12 protein-coding genes and 2 pseudogenes are annotated in these 17,791 nt (G+C 71.7%); 5 read left to right on the plus strand and 9 right to left on the minus strand.

The annotated features are described in order from the left end of the window. Positions 1 to 6 precede the first annotated feature (6 nt). Positions 7 to 909, minus strand: a complete 903-nt coding sequence (locus tag O3Q52_RS12645) for a LysR family transcriptional regulator (RefSeq protein ID WP_269648865.1) — start codon at positions 907 to 909, stop codon at positions 7 to 9. 104 nt (positions 910 to 1,013) lie between these two features. On the opposite strand from O3Q52_RS12645, the gene O3Q52_RS12650 reads away from it, so the two are divergent. Next, positions 1,014 to 2,000 carry a DMT family transporter gene (locus O3Q52_RS12650; protein ID WP_269648866.1) on the plus strand — a complete coding sequence of 329 codons (987 nt, stop codon included), beginning with the start codon at positions 1,014 to 1,016 and terminating at the stop codon, positions 1,998 to 2,000. A 13-nt stretch (positions 2,001 to 2,013) separates the two neighbouring features. On the opposite strand, the gene O3Q52_RS12655 is transcribed toward O3Q52_RS12650, so the two are convergent. The 4 genes from O3Q52_RS12655 to O3Q52_RS12670 form a co-directional block, all read right to left on the minus strand. Further along, positions 2,014 to 2,757 carry a 3'-5' exonuclease gene (locus tag O3Q52_RS12655; RefSeq protein WP_269648867.1) on the minus strand — a complete coding sequence of 248 codons (744 nt, stop codon included), beginning with the start codon at positions 2,755 to 2,757 and terminating at the stop codon, positions 2,014 to 2,016. A gap of 162 nt (positions 2,758 to 2,919) precedes the next feature. Next, entirely contained in the window at positions 2,920 to 4,152 is a 1,233-nt protein-coding gene (locus tag O3Q52_RS12660) for an SAV2148 family HEPN domain-containing protein (RefSeq protein WP_269648868.1), read from the minus strand. A gap of 102 nt (positions 4,153 to 4,254) precedes the next feature. Next, the gene (locus O3Q52_RS12665; RefSeq protein WP_269648869.1) at positions 4,255 to 5,574 is read right to left on the minus strand and encodes a copper amine oxidase; all 1,320 of its coding nucleotides are present in this window, start codon (positions 5,572 to 5,574) and stop codon (positions 4,255 to 4,257) included. A gap of 102 nt (positions 5,575 to 5,676) precedes the next feature. Beyond that, positions 5,677 to 6,486 carry a Tat pathway signal sequence domain protein gene (locus O3Q52_RS12670; protein WP_269648870.1) on the minus strand — a complete coding sequence of 270 codons (810 nt, stop codon included), beginning with the start codon at positions 6,484 to 6,486 and terminating at the stop codon, positions 5,677 to 5,679. A 179-nt stretch (positions 6,487 to 6,665) separates the two neighbouring features. On the opposite strand from O3Q52_RS12670, the gene glgX reads away from it, so the two are divergent. From glgX to O3Q52_RS12685, 3 genes are all read left to right on the plus strand, one after another. Beyond that, positions 6,666 to 8,783 carry a glycogen debranching protein GlgX gene (gene glgX / locus O3Q52_RS12675; protein WP_269648871.1) on the plus strand — a complete coding sequence of 706 codons (2,118 nt, stop codon included), beginning with the start codon at positions 6,666 to 6,668 and terminating at the stop codon, positions 8,781 to 8,783. 221 nt (positions 8,784 to 9,004) lie between these two features. Beyond that, entirely contained in the window at positions 9,005 to 11,410 is a 2,406-nt protein-coding gene (treY, locus tag O3Q52_RS12680; RefSeq protein WP_269648872.1) for a malto-oligosyltrehalose synthase, read from the plus strand. A 182-nt stretch (positions 11,411 to 11,592) separates the two neighbouring features. Then, a complete protein-coding gene (locus O3Q52_RS12685) occupies positions 11,593 to 12,843 on the plus strand; it encodes a M14 family zinc carboxypeptidase (protein WP_269648873.1) in 1,251 nt (416 codons plus the stop codon). A gap of 148 nt (positions 12,844 to 12,991) precedes the next feature. Here the strand turns inward: O3Q52_RS12685 and O3Q52_RS12690 are convergent, their stop codons facing one another. From O3Q52_RS12690 to O3Q52_RS12700, 3 genes and pseudogenes are all read right to left on the minus strand, one after another. Then, a complete protein-coding gene (locus tag O3Q52_RS12690; RefSeq protein ID WP_269648874.1) occupies positions 12,992 to 13,417 on the minus strand; it encodes an SSI family serine proteinase inhibitor in 426 nt (141 codons plus the stop codon). Then, a pseudogene (locus tag O3Q52_RS12695) lies at positions 13,414 to 14,815 on the minus strand (M14 family zinc carboxypeptidase). Before O3Q52_RS12695 ends, O3Q52_RS12690 begins: the two are co-directional and overlap by 4 nt. Positions 14,816 to 15,047: 232 nt before the next feature. After that, positions 15,048 to 15,605, minus strand: coding sequence for a DUF1707 and FHA domain-containing protein (locus O3Q52_RS12700; protein ID WP_269648876.1), 558 nt, complete (start codon positions 15,603 to 15,605; stop codon positions 15,048 to 15,050). Between the two features lie 180 nt (positions 15,606 to 15,785). On the opposite strand from O3Q52_RS12700, the gene treZ reads away from it, so the two are divergent. After that, the gene (treZ, locus tag O3Q52_RS12705) at positions 15,786 to 17,531 is read left to right on the plus strand and encodes a malto-oligosyltrehalose trehalohydrolase (protein ID WP_269648878.1); all 1,746 of its coding nucleotides are present in this window, start codon (positions 15,786 to 15,788) and stop codon (positions 17,529 to 17,531) included. A gap of 13 nt (positions 17,532 to 17,544) precedes the next feature. Here the strand turns inward: treZ and O3Q52_RS12710 are convergent. After that, positions 17,545 to 17,791: pseudogene (locus O3Q52_RS12710) on the minus strand (aminoglycoside phosphotransferase family protein); the annotation flags it as partial.

The raw sequence follows: 17,791 nt of genomic DNA on the forward strand, positions 1-17,791 counted from the left end.
GAGGGGTCAGCTTCGGTCGCGGATCGTCACGGCCGCCCGGTGCAGTTCGGCGAGTACCGTCCGTACGGCCTTGCGGGCCGTGCGCTCGGGGCGGTGGAGCGCGTCGATGTGCCGCCGGGCCTGGACGCCGCTGAGCGGTTTGAGCACCAGCGCGGGGTGGGGGCGCGTCGTCCAGCGGGGCATCAGGGCGAGGCCCCCGCCGGCGGCGACGGCCTCGGCGGCCACCGCGAACTCGTTGATGCGGTGCGCGAGACGGAGTCGACGTCCCGCGGCGGTGGCGATGGCGTCGACGGTCGCCACGATCGGGAAGCCGTCATGTGCCGTGATCCAGGGCTGGTCGGCCACATCGCGCGGGGTGAGCCGCCGTTTGACGGCCAGCGGGTGGTCGGCGGGCATCGCCACGTCGAGCGGTTCACGCAGGAGGGTGGTGGCCGTGACCGTACGCGGCCAGCCCGGGGTGTGTTCGAGGCGGTGGGCGAGCACGAGGTCGTACTCCCTGGTCAGCGGCGGGAAGTCGTCCTGCGTCACATCCGCGTCGGCGAGGGACAGCTGTGGCCCGCCGGGCTCGGCGAGCGCCTGGAGCAGCAGCGGGAAGAACGCCGAGGCCGCGCTGTGGAAGGCCGCCACCGACACCTCGCCGTCCGGCCGGTCGACGAATTCCGAGACGGTGTGCCGGGCGCGCTCCAGTGCCGTCTCCACCTCGATCGCCGCCCCGGCCAGCGCCTGCCCGGCGTCGGTGAGCGCCAGCCGCCGCCCCTGGCGCTCGGTGAGCGGGACGGGGATCGCGCGCTGGAGCAGCCGCAGTTGCTGGGAGATCGCCGAGGGTGTCACGAGCAGCGCCTCCGCGACCGCGGTGACGCTGCCGAGTTCGCCCAGCTCACGCAGGATCCTCAGCTGCCGTTCGTCCATGTCCTCGTCCCAGGGATCGCTTCGTTCCCGATGTAGGGATGCTAAAGGATCGTTTAAGAAGTTGGCTCTGTGCTACAGGGACGTGGACGGTGCAGGGTGAGCGCGTGCCCGATGCCCGCCGTACCGATGCGGTACTTCTCCTCGTCGCCCTCGTCTGGGGTTCCAGCTATCTGTCCGCCCAGACCGCCACCGCCGTACTGCCCGTCCTGGTCGTGCTGTTCGCGCGGTACGCCCTGTCCGCGCTCGCCTGTCTCGGTCTGGTCGCCGCCGACCGGAAGTCCGGCGGGTGGACCCGCGACGAGCTCCGGATCGGCGTGCCTCTGGGGATCACCCAGGCGGCCGTCCTGGTGGTGGAGACATACGGCGTCGCCCACACGAGTGCCGCGAACGCGGGGCTGATCATCAGCCTGACCATCGTGATCACTCCCCTCCTCGACCGCACGGGCCACCGCGGCGGCCTCCCGCTGTCCTTCTACGCGGCCGCCGGTGTGTGCCTGCTGGCCGTCGGCCTGCTCATGTCGGGCAACGGCTTCCACGCGCCCCGCCTCGGCGACCTGCTGATGCTCGCCGCGGCGCTGATCCGGGCGGTGCATGTGGCACTCGTCGGCCGGCTCACCGTGAACCGTGCGATCCGCCCGCTGCGGCTGACCACCGTGCAGACCCTCGTCGGATCGGCACTGTTCCTGCTGCCCGCGTCCGGCGAACTGTCCACGCTCGCCCACATCGGCGTCGCGGGCTGGGCCCAACTCCTCTATCTCGCCCTGTTCTGCAGCGTGTTCGCGTTCCTCGCGCAGACCTGGGCCGTCCAGCGCACCTCGGCGAGCCGCGCCAGCCTCCTCCTCGGCACCGAACCGATCTGGGCCGCTGCCGTGGGAATCACCCTGGCCGGCGACCACTTCACCCCGCTCACGGGTCTCGGCGCGGCGATGATGGTCGCCGGAACGTACTGGGGTCAGTCCATCGAACGCGCCCACCGCGCCGACGCCTCCGAGGGGGCTCGACCGCCGTCGACGGCGTCGGCCCCTTCAGAGACCCGCACCGTTCAGGGGCGCGGGGAACTGCGCGACAAGCCACAACCAACCCGCAGGTGACGAACAACCCCCGTCAGCGTCCGCTCCCCGCGGAGCGCTGCCCCTCGTCCGCCAGGTCCCGCAGCGGCCACACCCCGTCCACCACCGCCGCGGCGTCCCCCTTGCGGCGCAGGAAGGCCTGGAAGTCGGCCGCCCATTCCGCGTACCACTCGATCTGGCGGCGGTGCAGCTCTGCCGGGCCGAGGGCCGCGACCTTGGGGTGGCGGGCGGCTATCGCGCCGGCGAGACGGGCCGCCGCCAGGGCGTCCGCCGAGGCGTCGTGGGCGGAGTCGAGTGCGATCCCGTACTCCGCGCAGACCGCTTCGAGATTCCGCTTGCCGCGGCGGTAGCGGTCCACGGAGCGGTCGATGGTGTACGGGTCGATGACCGGCGCGGGATCGACTCCGCCGAGCCGGTCGCGCAGTGACGGCAGTCCGTACCGCCGCAGTTCGGCGGAGAGCAGGGTCAGGTCGAAGGCCGCGTTGTACGCCACGACCGGGACGCCCGACTGCCAGTACGAGACGAGGACCGAGGCGATCGCGTCGGCCACCTGGTCGGCGGGCCTGCCGTCGGCCGTCGCCCTTTCGTTGCTGATCCCGTGCACCGCCACCGCGTCCGCCGGGATCTCGACTCCCGGGTCGGCGAGCCATTCGCGGTGCCCGACCGGCTCCGTCCCCCTGACCTCGATCACGGCCCCGGTGACGATGCGCGCCTCGCGCGGATCCGTCCCGGTCGTCTCCAGGTCGAAGCCGACCAGCAGCTCCCCGTGCCAACCCATGCCGGCCCCCTTCTTCGTGGTGCGATCCCCCAATGACCTCCACGATCCCATGGGCCACTGACAATCCGATGACCGCATTCCGCTTGGCGCTCATCAGGCCCCGTCCTAAGGCCCGCCACCGGGCCGGCCGCGAAGCCGGACACAAGCCCGTGACGAGAGCTCTCAGGACACAGGCCGCGAATCTGCCCAAGCCACCTCGAACTCCTCGCGATACGTCCCGAAAAGCCCTTCTTCGCCGACCTCGTCCGGCTTCAACACCCGCCCCCCGCCGCGCAGCACGAGCACCGGCGCCTCCATCCCGCGCGTCCGCCGCAGATACGACTGCACGACCGCTATGCCGTCCGAGCCGTCCCCGTCGACGAGGTACGCCGTGAAGCGGGGCGTCTCGTCGTAGACCTGGATCTCGAAGGCGCCGGGATCGCGCAGCCGGGCCCGGACCCGGCGCATGTGCAGGATGTTCATCTCGACGGAGCGGCTCAACTCACCCCGCTTGATGCCCAGTTCACGCTCGCGGCGCTTGACCGCGCTGGAGGCGGGGTTCAGGAACAGCAGCCGCACCCGGCAGCCGGACTCGGCCAGCCTGACGAGCCGCCGTCCGGAGAAGTTCTGCACGAGGAGGTTGAGGCCGATGCCGATGGCGTCGAGGCGGCGCGCCCCGCCGAAGATGTCCTCGGCGGGGAACTGCCGCATCAGCCGCACCCGGTCCGAGTGCACGCCCACCACGTCCGCGTACCGGTCGCCGACCAGGTTCTCGACCGCGTCGACCGGGAGCCGCCGCGCGGACGGTACGTCGCTGCCCGCGCCGAGTATCTCCAGGAGCTTCGCGGAGGCGCGCTCGGCCTGGGCGAGGACGGCCTCGGACAGCGCCCTGTTGCGCGAGACGACGTTGCGGGTGACTTCCAGTTCGTCCAGGGCGAGTTCGACGTCCCGGCGCTCGTCGAAGTACGGCTCGAAGCACGGCCAGTGCTGCACCATCAGCTCGCGCAGCTGGGGCAACGTGAGGAAGCTCAGGACGTTGTCGTCGGCGGGGTCGAGCAAGTAGCCCTTGCGGCGGCTGACTTCGCGTACGGCGACGGCGCGCTGCACCCACTCCTGTCCCGCGGGTCCGGCGGCGGCGACCACCCAGTCGTCCTCGCCGTGGACGGGCTCGTAGATCGGGCGCAGAACAGCGGCCACGACCGCGCGCAGCCGCTGTTCGACGAGGTTCAGCCAGATGTAGGCCCGGCCGGCGCGCTGGGCGCGCGTACTCACCTCGCGCCAGGCGTCGGCGCCCCAGTCCAGCTCCGCTCCGATTTCCATCGGTCGCGCCAGGGACACCGCGCCCGGTGGGGCATCCGTGGAGCTCCCCTCGTGACCGCCGTCACCAGGGGGCAACTCCAGCCCTCCGGACCCCACCCGCGCACCGCCTTCCGCTCCCCCGAGCACTCCCCCGGCCAACGATCAAGGAAGGGTACTCCGGGAGCGGCCGGCGGTGCAGCCGGATGGACAGGTCGTTTCTCAACTACCGTTGTCCGGCTTGCCGTTCTGATCGGCCAGCTCCGGCGGAGTGAGCGGATTCATAGCGGTGACATCGCGCGGGGTGATGGAGAAGCCCTGCCAGTGGACCGGCATGGGCTGCTGGTCCTCGTCCCGGGCGACATGGTGGAAGCCGATGTTCACCCAGGCCACGGGGTTCGTGAGGTTCTGTCCGTTGACCCACTTGTCGACGGACTTACCAGCCCCGGTACCGCAGTTGCGCAGGTTGTTGCTGGCGAACTGCTCGCACTTCTTGTACTGGGTGAAATAGACGTCGTGCTTGGTGAAGCTGCGGCCCGGGTACTTGGAGGTGGCGCCCGGGACGAGTTCGTACGAGCGGGCGTGCTCGTCCTTGTTCTTGCCGGTCGTGCTGACCACGCGCCACCAGCGCATGTTCTTGGCGTCGCCCGCGAGTTCCTTGGTGATCGGCGTGCGAGTGGTCTTGTTGCGCGGCGCCTCGCCGTTGGCGGCGGGCGGGCTGACCACGGAGTCGTACTGCTCGACCTTGTTCTTGGAGGTGCCGTCGAGGCCGAAGTTGAGCCGCCAGAAGACGTTGTGGCTGTGGCTGGTGGCGTACGCCTTGGCGCCCTTGCCGATCGGCCAGCCGCGGCCGTCACCGGCGTCGTAGTCGCCGGGCGAGAGGCTGCCGGTGGCGCCGACGTTCATGTTGATCGCGCCGTCGTCCGAGAAGCGCCACTCGGTGATGTACTCGTACCAGCCGACCTGGTTGACGGTGTAGACGAGCAGGTCCTTGCCCTGCTGCTGGAAGACCTTGCTCGCCGAGTCGCCCTGCATGCGGTAGGCATGGCCGCGCGAACGGGTCGTGGTGCACAGGCCCTTGACGTTCGGGCGCTCCGGGTCCCAGGCGTCCGGGACCTTGACCGTCTTGATGGTGCCGCCGGGACACTCCCCGGGGGCCATGTTCATCAGGCCCTGGCCGAATCCGGCCCCGGTGAGGTCGTCGTACTCGACCGAGCCGTCGTCGTAGGGGACGTGGATCTGGGCGAGCTTCGCACTCGTCAGGACACGTATGGGGGCCGCTTCGCCCTTGGGCTGGTACGAGACGTTCTCCAGGACGAGCCCGGCCTCGCTCTCGTAGCGCCAGCACATCGACCACTTGGTGCCGGTGGTGAGTGTCTGCTCGATCTTGTACGCCGCGCTGCAGTTGGCGGCCGCCGCGGGGGCGGCCTTGGGCTGGGCGACGGCCGGTCCCGCGGCCGTGGTGGCGCCGACGGTCAGGGCGGCCACCGAGAGGCCCACCGCCGCCCGCCTGCGGGCGCGGTTGATGGTGTTCACGCGCATGAAGAAGTGACTCCCTTGCACAAGCAGGAAAGTTGGAAAGGTGAACCGACCTCCGGTGCTCCGAGGCCGGTGAACGCGAGAGGCTGAACGGGGAGGGGAAGGTCAGCCGACCTTGGCGATCTTCCGGGCGCTCAGATCGATCACCAGGTCACGGCTGTCGATCCAGGGACCGTTCTTGGCCTTCACGAAGAGCCGCAGGCAGCGGTGCTTGCCGCAGTCCCCGAGGGCCGCGGGTGTGCCCGAGTTCGCCCGGTAGACCATGCTGTTGAGCAGCAGCTGGTCGGGAGTGGTCAGCTCCTTGCCGGTCGCGTCCTTGAAGTCGGCCTTCAGACCGGCGCCGAGCCGGTCGGCGATCAGGAGCTGCGCGGCCTCGACGGTCTCGGCGCGGCTGAGCGGCGGCTGGACACCGTGCTGGGTGTCGGTCCCCTCGACCTTGCCGGTGTCGAGGTTCACGGTCTTGGTGACGAGCGAGTCGTCCTTGTAGTCGTAGAACGACACCTCGGCGCGGCGCGGCGCGTTCGGGTCGTCCAGTTCGCTCTCGCCGGGCTCGGCGAGGTCGACGGTGATCCGCTGGGGACCCTTGTCGCCCTCGACGTTCTCGCTGGAGCGGAAGAGCTGCCGGTCGAGGGCAAGCTTCTCGACACGCTCGGTCTCGTCGTCGGTGAGCGGGTCGCGCCCCTTGCCCTTGTCGCCCTCGGCCGGAGCGTCTTCGACGACGCCGGGCTGCACGGCACCCTGAGCCTGGCCCTGTCCGGCCTGCTGTGAGGTCTGGCCCGCCCCGTTGCCGCCACCGGAGTCGTCGGCACCCGCCGAGCCCGGCAGGGTGATCCCGACCATGACGGCGGTCCCGGCGACCGCGATGGCCGCACCCGCCACCACCTTGCCCAGATGGCGGTGCACTATCGTGCGCACATTTCCCCCTACTCCCCCTGAATTTCTAGGAGTCGCTCGAGTCCCACCGGTTCGGCATACCGCGTATGCACTGGTCGTTCGGTAAGAGGGACGTAAGTCATAGGTGGTTCCATCACTTTCGGGGAGACTCGGGCGGGAGTCGCCCCCGGCGACGTCGCACAACTGGAAGAGTTGCATCCATGCAGGTCTGGCCTGGACAGGCGTACCCACTCGGTGCCACGTACGACGGCGCCGGCACCAACTTCGCGGTCTTCTCGGAGGCCGCCGACCGGATCGAGCTGTGTCTGCTGCACGACGACGGCTCGGAGACGGCGATAGAGCTGCGCGAGACCGACGCGTTCGTACGGCACGCGTACCTGCCCGGCATCATGCCGGGCCAGCGGTACGGCTTCCGTGTGCACGGTCCGTACGCGCCCGAGCGGGGGCAGCGCTGCAACTCCGCGAAGCTGCTGCTCGACCCCTACGCGAAGGCCATAAGCGGCGGCATCGAATGGGGGGAGGAGGTGTACGGCTACCACTTCGGGTCGCCGGGCAGGCGCAACGACCTGGACTCGGCGCCCCACACGATGAGTTCCGTGGTGGTCAACCCGTACTTCGACTGGGGCGACGACCGGCGCCCGCGCACCGAGTACCACCACACGCTCCTGTACGAGGCCCATGTGAAGGGCCTGACGATGCGGCACCCGGGGCTGCCGGACGAGCTGCGCGGCACGTACGCGGCCCTCGCCCACCCCGCAATCCTCGAACACCTGACCGAAATGGGCGTCACGGCACTGGAACTGATGCCCGTTCACCAGTTCGTGAACGACCACCGTCTGGTCGACATGGGCCTCAACAACTACTGGGGCTACAACACCATCGGTTTCTTCGCCCCGCACAACGCGTACGCCTCCTGGGGCGACCGCGGACAGCAGGTCCTGGAGTTCAAGTCGGCCGTCCGGGCGCTGCACGAGGCCGGTATCGAGGTCATCCTCGACGTGGTCTACAACCACACCGCCGAGGGCAACCACCTGGGACCGACGCTGTCCTTCAAGGGCCTCGACAACGCCTCCTACTACCGGCTCACCGACGATCCCCGCTACTACATGGACACCACGGGGACGGGCAACTCGCTGCTCATGCGCTCCCCGCACGTGCTCCAGCTGATCATGGACTCGCTGCGCTACTGGGTCACCGAGATGCACGTCGACGGGTTCCGCTTCGACCTGGCGGCGACCCTGGCCCGGCAGTTCCACGAGGTGGACCGGCTGTCGTCGTTCTTCGACCTCGTCCAGCAGGACCCCGTGGTCTCCCAGGTGAAGCTGATCGCCGAGCCCTGGGACGTCGGCGAGGGCGGCTACCAGGTGGGCAACTTCCCGCCCCTGTGGACCGAGTGGAACGGAAAGTACCGCGACACCGTACGGGACATGTGGCGCGGCGAGCCGCAGACGCTCGCCGAGTTCGCGTCCCGGCTCACGGGCTCCTCGGACCTCTACCAGGACGACGGGCGGCGCCCGCTGGCGTCCATCAACTTCGTCACCTGCCACGACGGGTTCACGCTGCACGACCTGGTGTCGTACAACGAGAAGCGCAACGACGCGAACGGCGAGGACAACCGCGACGGCGAGAGTCACAACCGGTCGTGGAACTGCGGGGCCGAGGGCGACACCGACGACCCGGAGGTCCTGGAGCTGCGGGCGCGTCAGATGCGGAACTTCACCGCGACGCTGATGCTCTCCCAGGGCGTGCCGATGCTGAGCCACGGCGACGAGTTCGGGCGCACGCAGAGCGGCAACAACAACGCGTACTGCCAGGACAACGAGCTGTCCTGGGTGCCGTGGCCCGAGAACGCCGAGGGCGACGCCGAGCTGCTGGAGTTCACCCGCTCGATGGTGTGGCTGCGCCGCGACCATCCGGTGTTCCGGCGGCGCCGGTTCTTCCACGGCCGGCCCGTGGAGGGCACCCACGACGAGCTGTCGGACATCGCCTGGTTCACCCCCGAGGGCGAGGAGATGACCCAGCGCGACTGGGACTCCACGCAGGCGCGGGCCCTGTCGGTGTTCCTCAACGGCAACGCGATCTCGGAACCCGGGCCGCGCGGTGAGCGCATCAGCGACGACTCGTTCCTGCTGATGTTCAACGCCTCCCCGAAGACCCTGGAGTTCGTGGTGCCGGTCAACCACGGGCGTCAGTGGCAGGTCGTCGTCGACACGGCGCGGCCGTCCGGCCTGGAACGGGGCACGGGCGCGAAGGTCCAGGCGGGCGACCGCCTGTCCCTGGTCGACCGAAGCATGATGGTGCTGCAGCGACCGGCTTAGGCGGATCGACTGGCGGCGGTGGTCGGCTCGCGCACTACACGCGCGAGTCGACCACCGCCGCCCTTCAGGGGCGCGGGGCTGTGTCAATATGCGGCTCCGCCGCGTGGGCGCACCCAGCCACAGCGAACCCGCACCTTCAAACGGCGCTCCCCGCGGAGCGAGACGCGGAGCGCAAGCGTGTCGATGGCACAAACCGCCCCCGGGCGGGTACGTAGGTTCCCATGACACCTGAGCGTCCCGACCCGGTCGCCCCCGTCGCGCCGACCGCCACCTACCGGCTCCAGCTGCAACCGGAGTTCCCCTTCGGGGCGGCCGAGGCGGCCGTCCCGTATCTGGCCTCGCTCGGCGTCTCGCATCTGCATCTGTCGCCGGTCCTGGAGTCGGTTCCGGGTTCGGGGCACGGCTACGACGTCGTGGACCACGCGCGCGTGCGCGACGAACTGGGCGGCGAGGCGGGGCTGCGGTCCCTGTCGCGCACCGCGCGGGAGCACGGTCTGGGCCTCGTGGTGGACATCGTGCCGAACCACATGGCGATGGCCCCGCGCCACAACCACGCCCTGTGGGAGGTGCTGCGCGAGGGCCCCGACTCGCCGTACGCGCGCTGGTTCGACATCGACTGGCGGGCCCACGAGGGGCGGATGCTGCTGCCGGTGCTGGGGCAAGCCCTCGGCGCGGAGAGCGGGGCCCTGGAGGTCGACGGGGACGTCCTGCGCTACTACGACCACGTGTTCCCGCTGCGGGCCGGCACGGAGAAGCTGCCGCTGCCCCGGCTGCTGGACGCGCAGTGGTACCGGCTGGGGTGGTGGCGGCTGGCCCGCACCGAGCTCAACTACCGGCGGTTCTTCAGCATCTCGGAGCTCATCGGGGTGCGCGTCGAGGACCCGGAGGTGTTCGCGGCCACGCACGGGAAGATCCTCCAGCTGCTGGACGAGGACGTGGTCGACGGGCTGCGGATCGACCACCCGGACGGCCTCGCCGACCCCGACGCGTACCTCCGCCGTCTCCACGAGGCGACGGGCGGCCGCTGGACGGTCGTCGAGAAGATCCTCGCGGACGGCGAGCCGCTGCCCGCCGCCTGGCCGGTCGCGGGCACCACCGGATACGACGCGCTGCGGCACGTGGACGGCCTTTTCACGGACCCGGCGGGCGCGGGGGAACTCCTCGGCCAGTACCGGCGGTTCGCGGCCCCCCAGGCCGACCGTGGGGGCGTCTGGGAGGCCACCGTGCGGCGGGCCGCGTACAAGGTGGTCCATCACGAGCTGGCCGCCGAGGTCGACCGGCTGACGCGCGAGGCCGACCGCCTGTGCCGCACCTCGCCCGACCCCGCGCTGCGCGACCGCGCCCCCTGGGCCCTGCGCACCGCTCTGCGGGAGCTCCTCGTCCGCATGGAGGTCTACCGGCCCTACGCCTCCGGGGACGCCGCGTCGGTCGTCACCGAGGAGGCCGCGGACGAGGCACGCCTGGCCTTCAAGGTGCCCGAGGAGGCCCAGGCGGTCGACCTCGTACGGGATCTGGTGCTCGGCCGGGCCGGTGAAGGGCCCGAGTACGAGGCGTTCCGGGCGCGGTTCGCGCAGACCGCGTCGGCGCTGCGGGCCAAGTCCGTGGAGGACACCGCGTTCTACCGGTACGTTCCGCTGCTGTCTGCGACCGAGGTGGGCGGCGAACCGGGGTCCCCGGCCGTGTCCCCGGAGGACTTCCACGCGTACTGCGCGCGCGTGCAGCGCGACTGGCCCGCCACCGGCACCGTCCTGTCCACGCACGACACGAAGCGCAGCGCCGACGTACGGGCGGCGATCTCGGTCCTCACGCAGGTGCCGGAGCGCTGGGCCGACCTGCTGGCCGAGGTGACCGGGTGGACGGCGGCCGAGGGCATCGGGGCGCCGGATCCGCAGGTGGCCTGGGCCGCGTGGCAGACGGCGGTCGGGCTCGGTCCCGCGGCCGGGGAGCGGCTCCAGGGCGCGCTGCTGAAGCACGTCCGCGAGGCGGGCCTCGGCACCTCGTGGACCGAGCAGGATCCCGCGTACGAGGCCGCCGTGGCGGAGTTCCTCAAGGCGGGACCGTGCGGGACGCCCGGGCAGCTGGTGGCCGCGTTCAGGAGCTCCGTCGAGCCGCATGTGCGCGCGAACGTCCTGGGGGCCGCGCTGGTCCATCTGACGATGCCGGGCGTGCCGGACCTCTACCAGGGCACGGAGGTCGAGTACCGGGCACTGGTGGACCCGGACAACCGGCGGCCCGCGGACTTCCCGCCGGCCGATCCGGACGGTCTGTCCGCCGAGAAGGCGGCGCTCACCGTGGGCGCGCTGCGGCTGCGCGGGCGGCGGCCCGCCGTCTTCGGCGACTCGGCGACGTACACGCCGCTTCCCGCGGGGGGGCCGGGCGCCGCGCACTGTGTGGCGTTCGTGCGCTCCGGGGAGGTGGTCACGGCCGTCACCCGGCTGTCGCTGCGCCTGGAGGAGGCGGGCGGCTGGCGCGACACGGTGCTGGCGCTGCCCGCGGGGCGGTGGGCGGACCTGCTCGCTCCGGGACGGGAGTTCACGGGGCACGCGCGCGTGGAGGAGCTTTTCGGACCATTGCCCGTGGTGCTGCTGGAGCGGGTCGGTGACGACTCGAGCGTCGGCTCCGGGTGAGCGGCTGACCGGCGGCGCCCGGCGGAAGGCACGGGCCGCGCCCGTCGTCCGGGGGTGAAATGTCCCCCGGCTACCGGTAAATGCTGCTGGGCGCTCCCCGGTGGCGCCCCTTCACGTCCTTGACAGTTCATCCGGTCCGTGGAGTACTGCGGATTGCGACGCCGGAGCGGACCTAGTCGGGGGTGAGTCTCCTGCCGGAGCTGCGCTACCCCAGTGTGACCGAAATCGTTTCCTCGGCCCGGGCGTTGGCGGCCCACCGGCCGGGCCTGTGTTCGCTCAGACAGGTCGGTTCCTCGCGCGCCGGCCGGCCGCTGCAGCTGCTCTCGGTCGGCCACGCCGCGCGCTCGGTGCTGGTCGTCGCGGGCGCCCACGCCAACGAGCCCACGGGCGGCTCCACCCTCCTGTCGCTGGCCGAACGGGTGCTGCGCGACCGGCAGTTGCGGGCCGACACCTCCTGGCACTTCCTGCTCTGCGCGGACCCGGACGGCGCCAGCCTCCATGTGACGCCGGCGCCGCGCACCCTGCTCGACTACCACCTCGGCTTCTTCCGTCCGGCGGGGCCCGAGCAGCCCGAGTGGTCACCGTCCGTGCTGCCGCCCGACCGGCTGCCGCCCGAGACGCGGGCCCTGACCCGGGTCATCGACGAACTGCGCCCCTACCTCCAGGTGACCCTCCACGGAACGGATCTCGGCGGCAGCTGGGTGCAGTTGACCAAGGACATCCCGGGGCTCGCCGAACCGTTCGCGAAATCCGCGGCCGAGCTGAACATCCCGGTGGAGACGGGCGCCTCGGACGCCGCCGGCTGGCCCGCGTCCGGGCCGGGTGTGCATGTGATGCCCGCCCCGGGCTCCGACCTGGCGTACCCGAGCATGCCGGACGACGCCCGGCACAGCACCTGGTACCACGCCCACCGGTACGGCGGTCTGACCGCGGTCGTCGAGGTGCCGATGTGGGCGAGCGACCTGGTCGACGATCCCGCGCCGCACCCCGCGCCGGCGGCGGCCATGAGACGTCTGGCGCGTCGCCTCCTCCAGGACGCGGTCCAGGTCGAGAGCGTCCTCGCCGAGGTGCTGCCACGCCTTCCCGGGCCGGACGGTCCGCTGCTGCGCGCCGCCAAGTGGGCACTGGAGCTGGTGCCGGGACTGGCGGGCGACTGGGCGCAGACACCGCCCGCGGACTCGACGATGGCGTACGTGGGCAGCGTGGACGCGTTCGGCCGACGGCTGCCGCTGCGGGCCGCGGCGATGCTCCTGCGGGTGCTCCAGGAGGCCGACGACCGCGCCGCGCCCCCTCTGGAACGTCTGGTCGCGTCCTGGAGCGAGGCGTTCGCGGAACGCTTCCGGGCGCGCTGGGTGCCGCTGGAGCACCAGGTCGAACACCAGAGCCGCACGGTGGTGGCGGCGGCACGGCACGCCCGGGACCGGGCGGCTTGAGGCACGCGCGCGCGTGGGGCAGTTTTCTGCGGCACGCGCGCGTAAGGCTCGCCTTGCGGCACGCGCGTGTGGGTCTCTGCAATTGCGGCACGCGCGCGTGCCTGCGGTCGGCTCACGCGCGTGCCTGGCGGTTCGCTGCGATCGGCGCTCAGTCCGACAGGGCGAACACCGATCCCGTCCGTGCCGCCATCACACAGGAGTTGGAGTGCGTCTCCTTGTACGTGACCGCGCGGCCTCCCCACTCGCCGCGCGCGGAGGTGGTCACCGGGGCGTAGATCATCGGGCAGTAGACCTCCTTGGGCGGGATGAGGCCGATGTCGCCGCCCGCGGCGCGGAGTTCCTCGCAGGCGCGTACCGCGTGCGCGTGGCCCTGGGGCGGGTCGCACAGCAGCAGCGTGCCGCGCGTGTCGCTGGAGCGTGCGTCGCCGCGGGTGACGGTGACGTAGAGCCAGTTGCCCGCGAGCGACTCCGGGGGCGCCGCGGCCCGGGCCGGTACCGAACCCGCCACGATGAGGGCGCAGACGGTCAGCAGACAGGCCCGTACCGCCGCCGTCGCTTTGTGAGTGTTCGTCATTGCCTGTGCATCGGCACACCGGGCCCCGAGGCCCACCCCGACTCACTCGAACGGCACTTCGGCCCTCCTCGGGGGCGTACCGAGCGGACCCGTGCCGGCCGGCGGGACGGGTGCCCGGTGCCGCGCCAGGTCGAACGCGGCGAGCACTACGCGCGCGTGGTACTCGACCTGCCGTGCCACCGGGATCCAGCGAGCCCCGTGGCCGTCGTGGTAGTCCGCGCACCACTCGTCGATGAGCCGGTCGAGGTCCGCCGTCGCGCCGGACGGGTCCTGCCCGGCGGCGGTCACCAACTGCCGCAGCAGCCCCGCCGTGCGCAGCGCTATCCGCCGCCCGGAGATGCGCAGCGCGGTCAACCGTGCCGTGTCGAGCGGCGGCAGCGGGCGCGCGCCGCCGTCCGCTTCGGTGTCGGGGTCCCAGGAGTCGGCGAGGCCGGGGCAGACCAGTAAATAGTCGTCGACCGGTGCGAGGAGACGGTCCGCGTCCGGAGCCGTGTCCAGGGAGGGGCGGATACGGGCCAACAGGGCCTCCAGAAGGGCCGTGTCGCGCCGCAGCGTGCGGCTGACGGCCCGCAGGGCCCCGTCGGTGTCCGCGGGCGCCGAGGCGTCCCCCACGGCCGCCACGCCCCACATGGGCGCCTCGACGACGGCGGTCACCGTGCCGTACGGGTGCGGGTGGAACCAGGTGGACTCGACCGCCGCCTCCGTGATGGCCGCGGCCAGGTCGCCGCGCCGCGGGGGCGGGATCCGGTAGACCGCGGGCCCGAGGGTCGGCCAGTACAGCGTGTCGTACGACCCGAGTTCCAGCGGGATGCCCAGGCGCCCCGCGATGTGCGCGAGGCGCGGCGCGAGTCCGGGCAGGTCGCGGGTCAGCTCGACGAAGCCGCCGCCCACGTCGACGCCGTGCAGGGAGCACTGGAAGAAGGGCCGCAGTTCGTCCTGGAGGGCGAGCAGGGTGCGGGTCTCCGGCAGGGCTGCCGCCGCCGCGCCGTCGGGCAGCCACTCGGGCTGTTCGAGGAAGCCGGGGCGGAAGAAGTGCCGGAAGTAGTGGCCGAGGGTGTACGGGCCCGACAGCCAGCCCTCGTTGCGGCGGGCGCCGTCGGGGTCGAGGCACAGCAGGAGGTTCCAGGTCACGTCGGCGCCGTCGCACAACCGGGGGTCGGCGAGGGCCCGTTCGGCGAGCCGCAGCGCGGTGGCGCCGCCGACCGGCTCGTTGGCGTGGGGTCCCGCGACGATCAGGGCCTGGCGGCTGCCGTGCCCGACGGACAGCAGCAACAGGGGCAGTCCGGCCCTTGACGTGCCCACTTGGCGCAGCCGGGCGTCCCGTGGGCGGCGGTCGACGAGCGCGGCCGCCCGCACGCCAAGCTCGTCGACGGACAGATAGCGGAGGAGTGGCGGCAGCGTCTTGACCTCCGCTGTGAAGAGCCATCGGTTCACTTGGTGTGCATGGCGTACGCACAGTGAGTCACGACTACGGAGGTACGTCAACACCACTGCACGCCCGGAACGTTCACGTCAGCAGGGGCCGCCGGCGGAGGCTTCAACTCCGCGCCCCTTCATGGGCGCGGGGAACTGCGCGCCCAGCCACAGCGGACCCGCACCCCAAGACGACGCACCCCGCGGAGCGAACCGCTCAGTCCGCGGCGAGCCGGAACGCCATCCGCCCGAAACTGACCTGGTCCCCGACCTGGACGACGGCGGCCCCGATCACCCGCCGCCCGTTCACGGACGTGCCATTGGTCGAGCCCAGGTCACGCAGCACCCACATACCGCCCTGGCGGGTGAGCTCGGCGTGCACACGGGACACCGTCTCGTGGCTGAGCCGCAGACCGCTGGCCGGGTCGCGGCCGATACGCAGCGGGTACCGGTTGTCCGGCCGGGGCAGCAGCAGCTTGGGGAGCCGCTCGGCCTGCCACGCCCTGCGCAGCCGCACGGTGAAGCCGGAGACCGCCTCGACCGCGCCGAACAGCATCCGCGACCAACGGTTCTCCGTCTGCAGGTCGGCGGTGAGCGCGGCGAGTTCGTCCGAGGTGCGGGCGGCGAAGGCGAGTTCCATCCGCAGTACGAACGTGTCGTGCGAGAGCCTTCCCAGGGCGACGCCCTCCCGCAGCACCCTCAGCGCCCGGTCGCGCTCGGCGTCCGACAACCGCGCGGGAGCGGGATAGGTGTGGAACTCGGAGGACGACGTCACGGAGCCGATTGTCTGGCAGCGCGGCCGGAGTGTCCAGAAAACGCAGCACTTCAGAGGAGCACCTACGTCGGATCCGGTCCTTTCAAGTCGTTCGATCCGGAGGATTCGAAGGTGAATTGATCTCGTTTGACGCACCATGGGACCGGCGACGTCACGGTGAGCAGCGAGGGAGAACCGTCCGTGCAGTTCGAGGTGTGGGCACCACAGGCCGACCGCATGACGCTCCACTGCGCGGACACCACGCGCGCGCTGGAGCCCGATCCGGAGCGCGTGGGGTGGTGGACGGGAGAGGCCGAGGCGCAGGACGGGACGCGGTACGGGTTCGCGGTCGACGACGGCCCCGTACTGCCCGATCCGCGCTCGCGCAGGCAGCCGGACGGGCCCGACGGGCTGAGCGCGGTCGTCGACCACGAGCGGTACGCGTGGCGTACGGAGTGGGCGGGGCGCGGGCTTCCGGGCGCCGTGCTGTACGAGCTGCACGTGGGCACGTACACGCGCGAGGGAACCCTGGACGCGGCCGCCGAGCGGCTCGGGCATCTGGTGGAACTGGGCGTGACGCACGTCGAGTTGATGCCGCTGTGCCCGTTCCCGGGGCGGCACGGCTGGGGATACGAGGGCGTGTCGCTGTGGGCCGTGCACGAGCCGTACGGCGGCCCTGAGGCGCTGAAGCGCTTTGCCGACCGGGCGCACGAGCTCGGGCTCGGTGTCGTCCTGGACGTCGTGCACAACCACCTGGGGCCGTCCGGCAACTACCTGCCCGCCTTCGGGCCGTACTTCACGGAGACGCACCACACGCCCTGGGGCGCGGCCGTGAACCTGGACGCGCCCGGCTCGGACGAGGTGCGTGCGTTCCTGCTCGGCAGCGCGCTGGCGTGGCTGCGCGACTACCGGTTCGACGGGCTGCGGCTGGACGCCGTGCACGCGCTGCGCGACACGCGCGCGTGCCACTTCCTGGAGGAACTGTCGGCCGCCGTGGACACGTTCGCCGAGGAGCAGGGCCGCCCGCTGTTCCTCATCGCCGAGTCGGACCTGGCGGACCCGCGGATCATCACGCCCCGCAAGGAGAACGGGCTCGGGCTGCACGCGCAGTGGAACGACGACTTCCACCACGCGCTGCACACCGCGCTGACCGGTGAGACACAGGGCTACTACGCGGACTTCGGCCGGTCCCCGCTCGCCTCGGTCGCGAAGACGCTGACCACGGGCTTCTTCCACGACGGTACGTACTCGAGCTTCCGCGGTCGCCGGCACGGCCGCCCGCTGGACCTCACGAAGGTCTCCGCACACCGCCTCCTGGGGTACGCGCAGACCCACGACCAGATCGGCAACCGCGCCCAGGGCGACCGGCTCTCGGCCTCCCTCTCCCCCGGCCTGCTGGCCTGCGCGGCCGCGCTGACGCTGACCGGGCCGTTCACGCCGATGCTGTTCATGGGCGAGGAGTGGGCGGCGGGCACGCCCTGGCAGTTCTTCACGGACCACACGGATCCCGAGCTCGCGGAGGCCGTACGCCGGGGCAGGCGGCGGGAGTTCGCGGCGCACGGGTGGGCCGAGGAGGACGTCCCGGACCCGCAGGACCCCGCCACCCGTGACCGCTCCTGCCTGGACTGGTCCGAACCGGAGAACGGGCTCCACGCGCGCGCGCTCGACTGGTACCGCGAACTCATCGCCCTCCGGCACACCCAGCCGGACCTCTCCGACCCCGACCTCGCGGACGTCAAGGTCGCCTACGACGAGCGCACCCGCTGGCTCGCCTTCCGCCGCGGTGACGTCCGGGTGGCCGTGAACCTCGGCAAGGACCCCGCGGCGATCCCCCTCGGCACCCGGCCGGCCCGTGTACTGGCGGCGTGGGAGCCGGTGGAGGTTCCGGGCGCGGACGGAGTGCTCAGCCTGCCGGGCGAGTCGTGTGTGGTGCTCCTGCAGGGCTGACCGGCTGGTGGCTCTACAGCGTCTCGTCCGTCTCGTCCCTCAGTTCCGTGACCCGTTCCAGCAGGATCGCCTCCCAGGAGCGCCGCAGTTGGGAGCGGAGGAGCGGCAAGGGGCTGTTGTCGTGCCGGCGGAGGTGGTCGGCGAGGCGCGTGAGGGTGTCGCAGCGGGCGAGCCAGAGGCCGGCGTACTCACTGGTCTGCGCACTTGTGGTCTGGGCCACATATTCTCTTGCGAGTGCGACACTCAGTTGCCGCGCCCCG

This window comes from Streptomyces sp. ActVer (assembly GCF_027270795.1).
GTDB classification, from domain to species: Bacteria; Actinomycetota; Actinomycetes; order Streptomycetales; family Streptomycetaceae; genus Streptomyces; species Streptomyces umbrinus_A.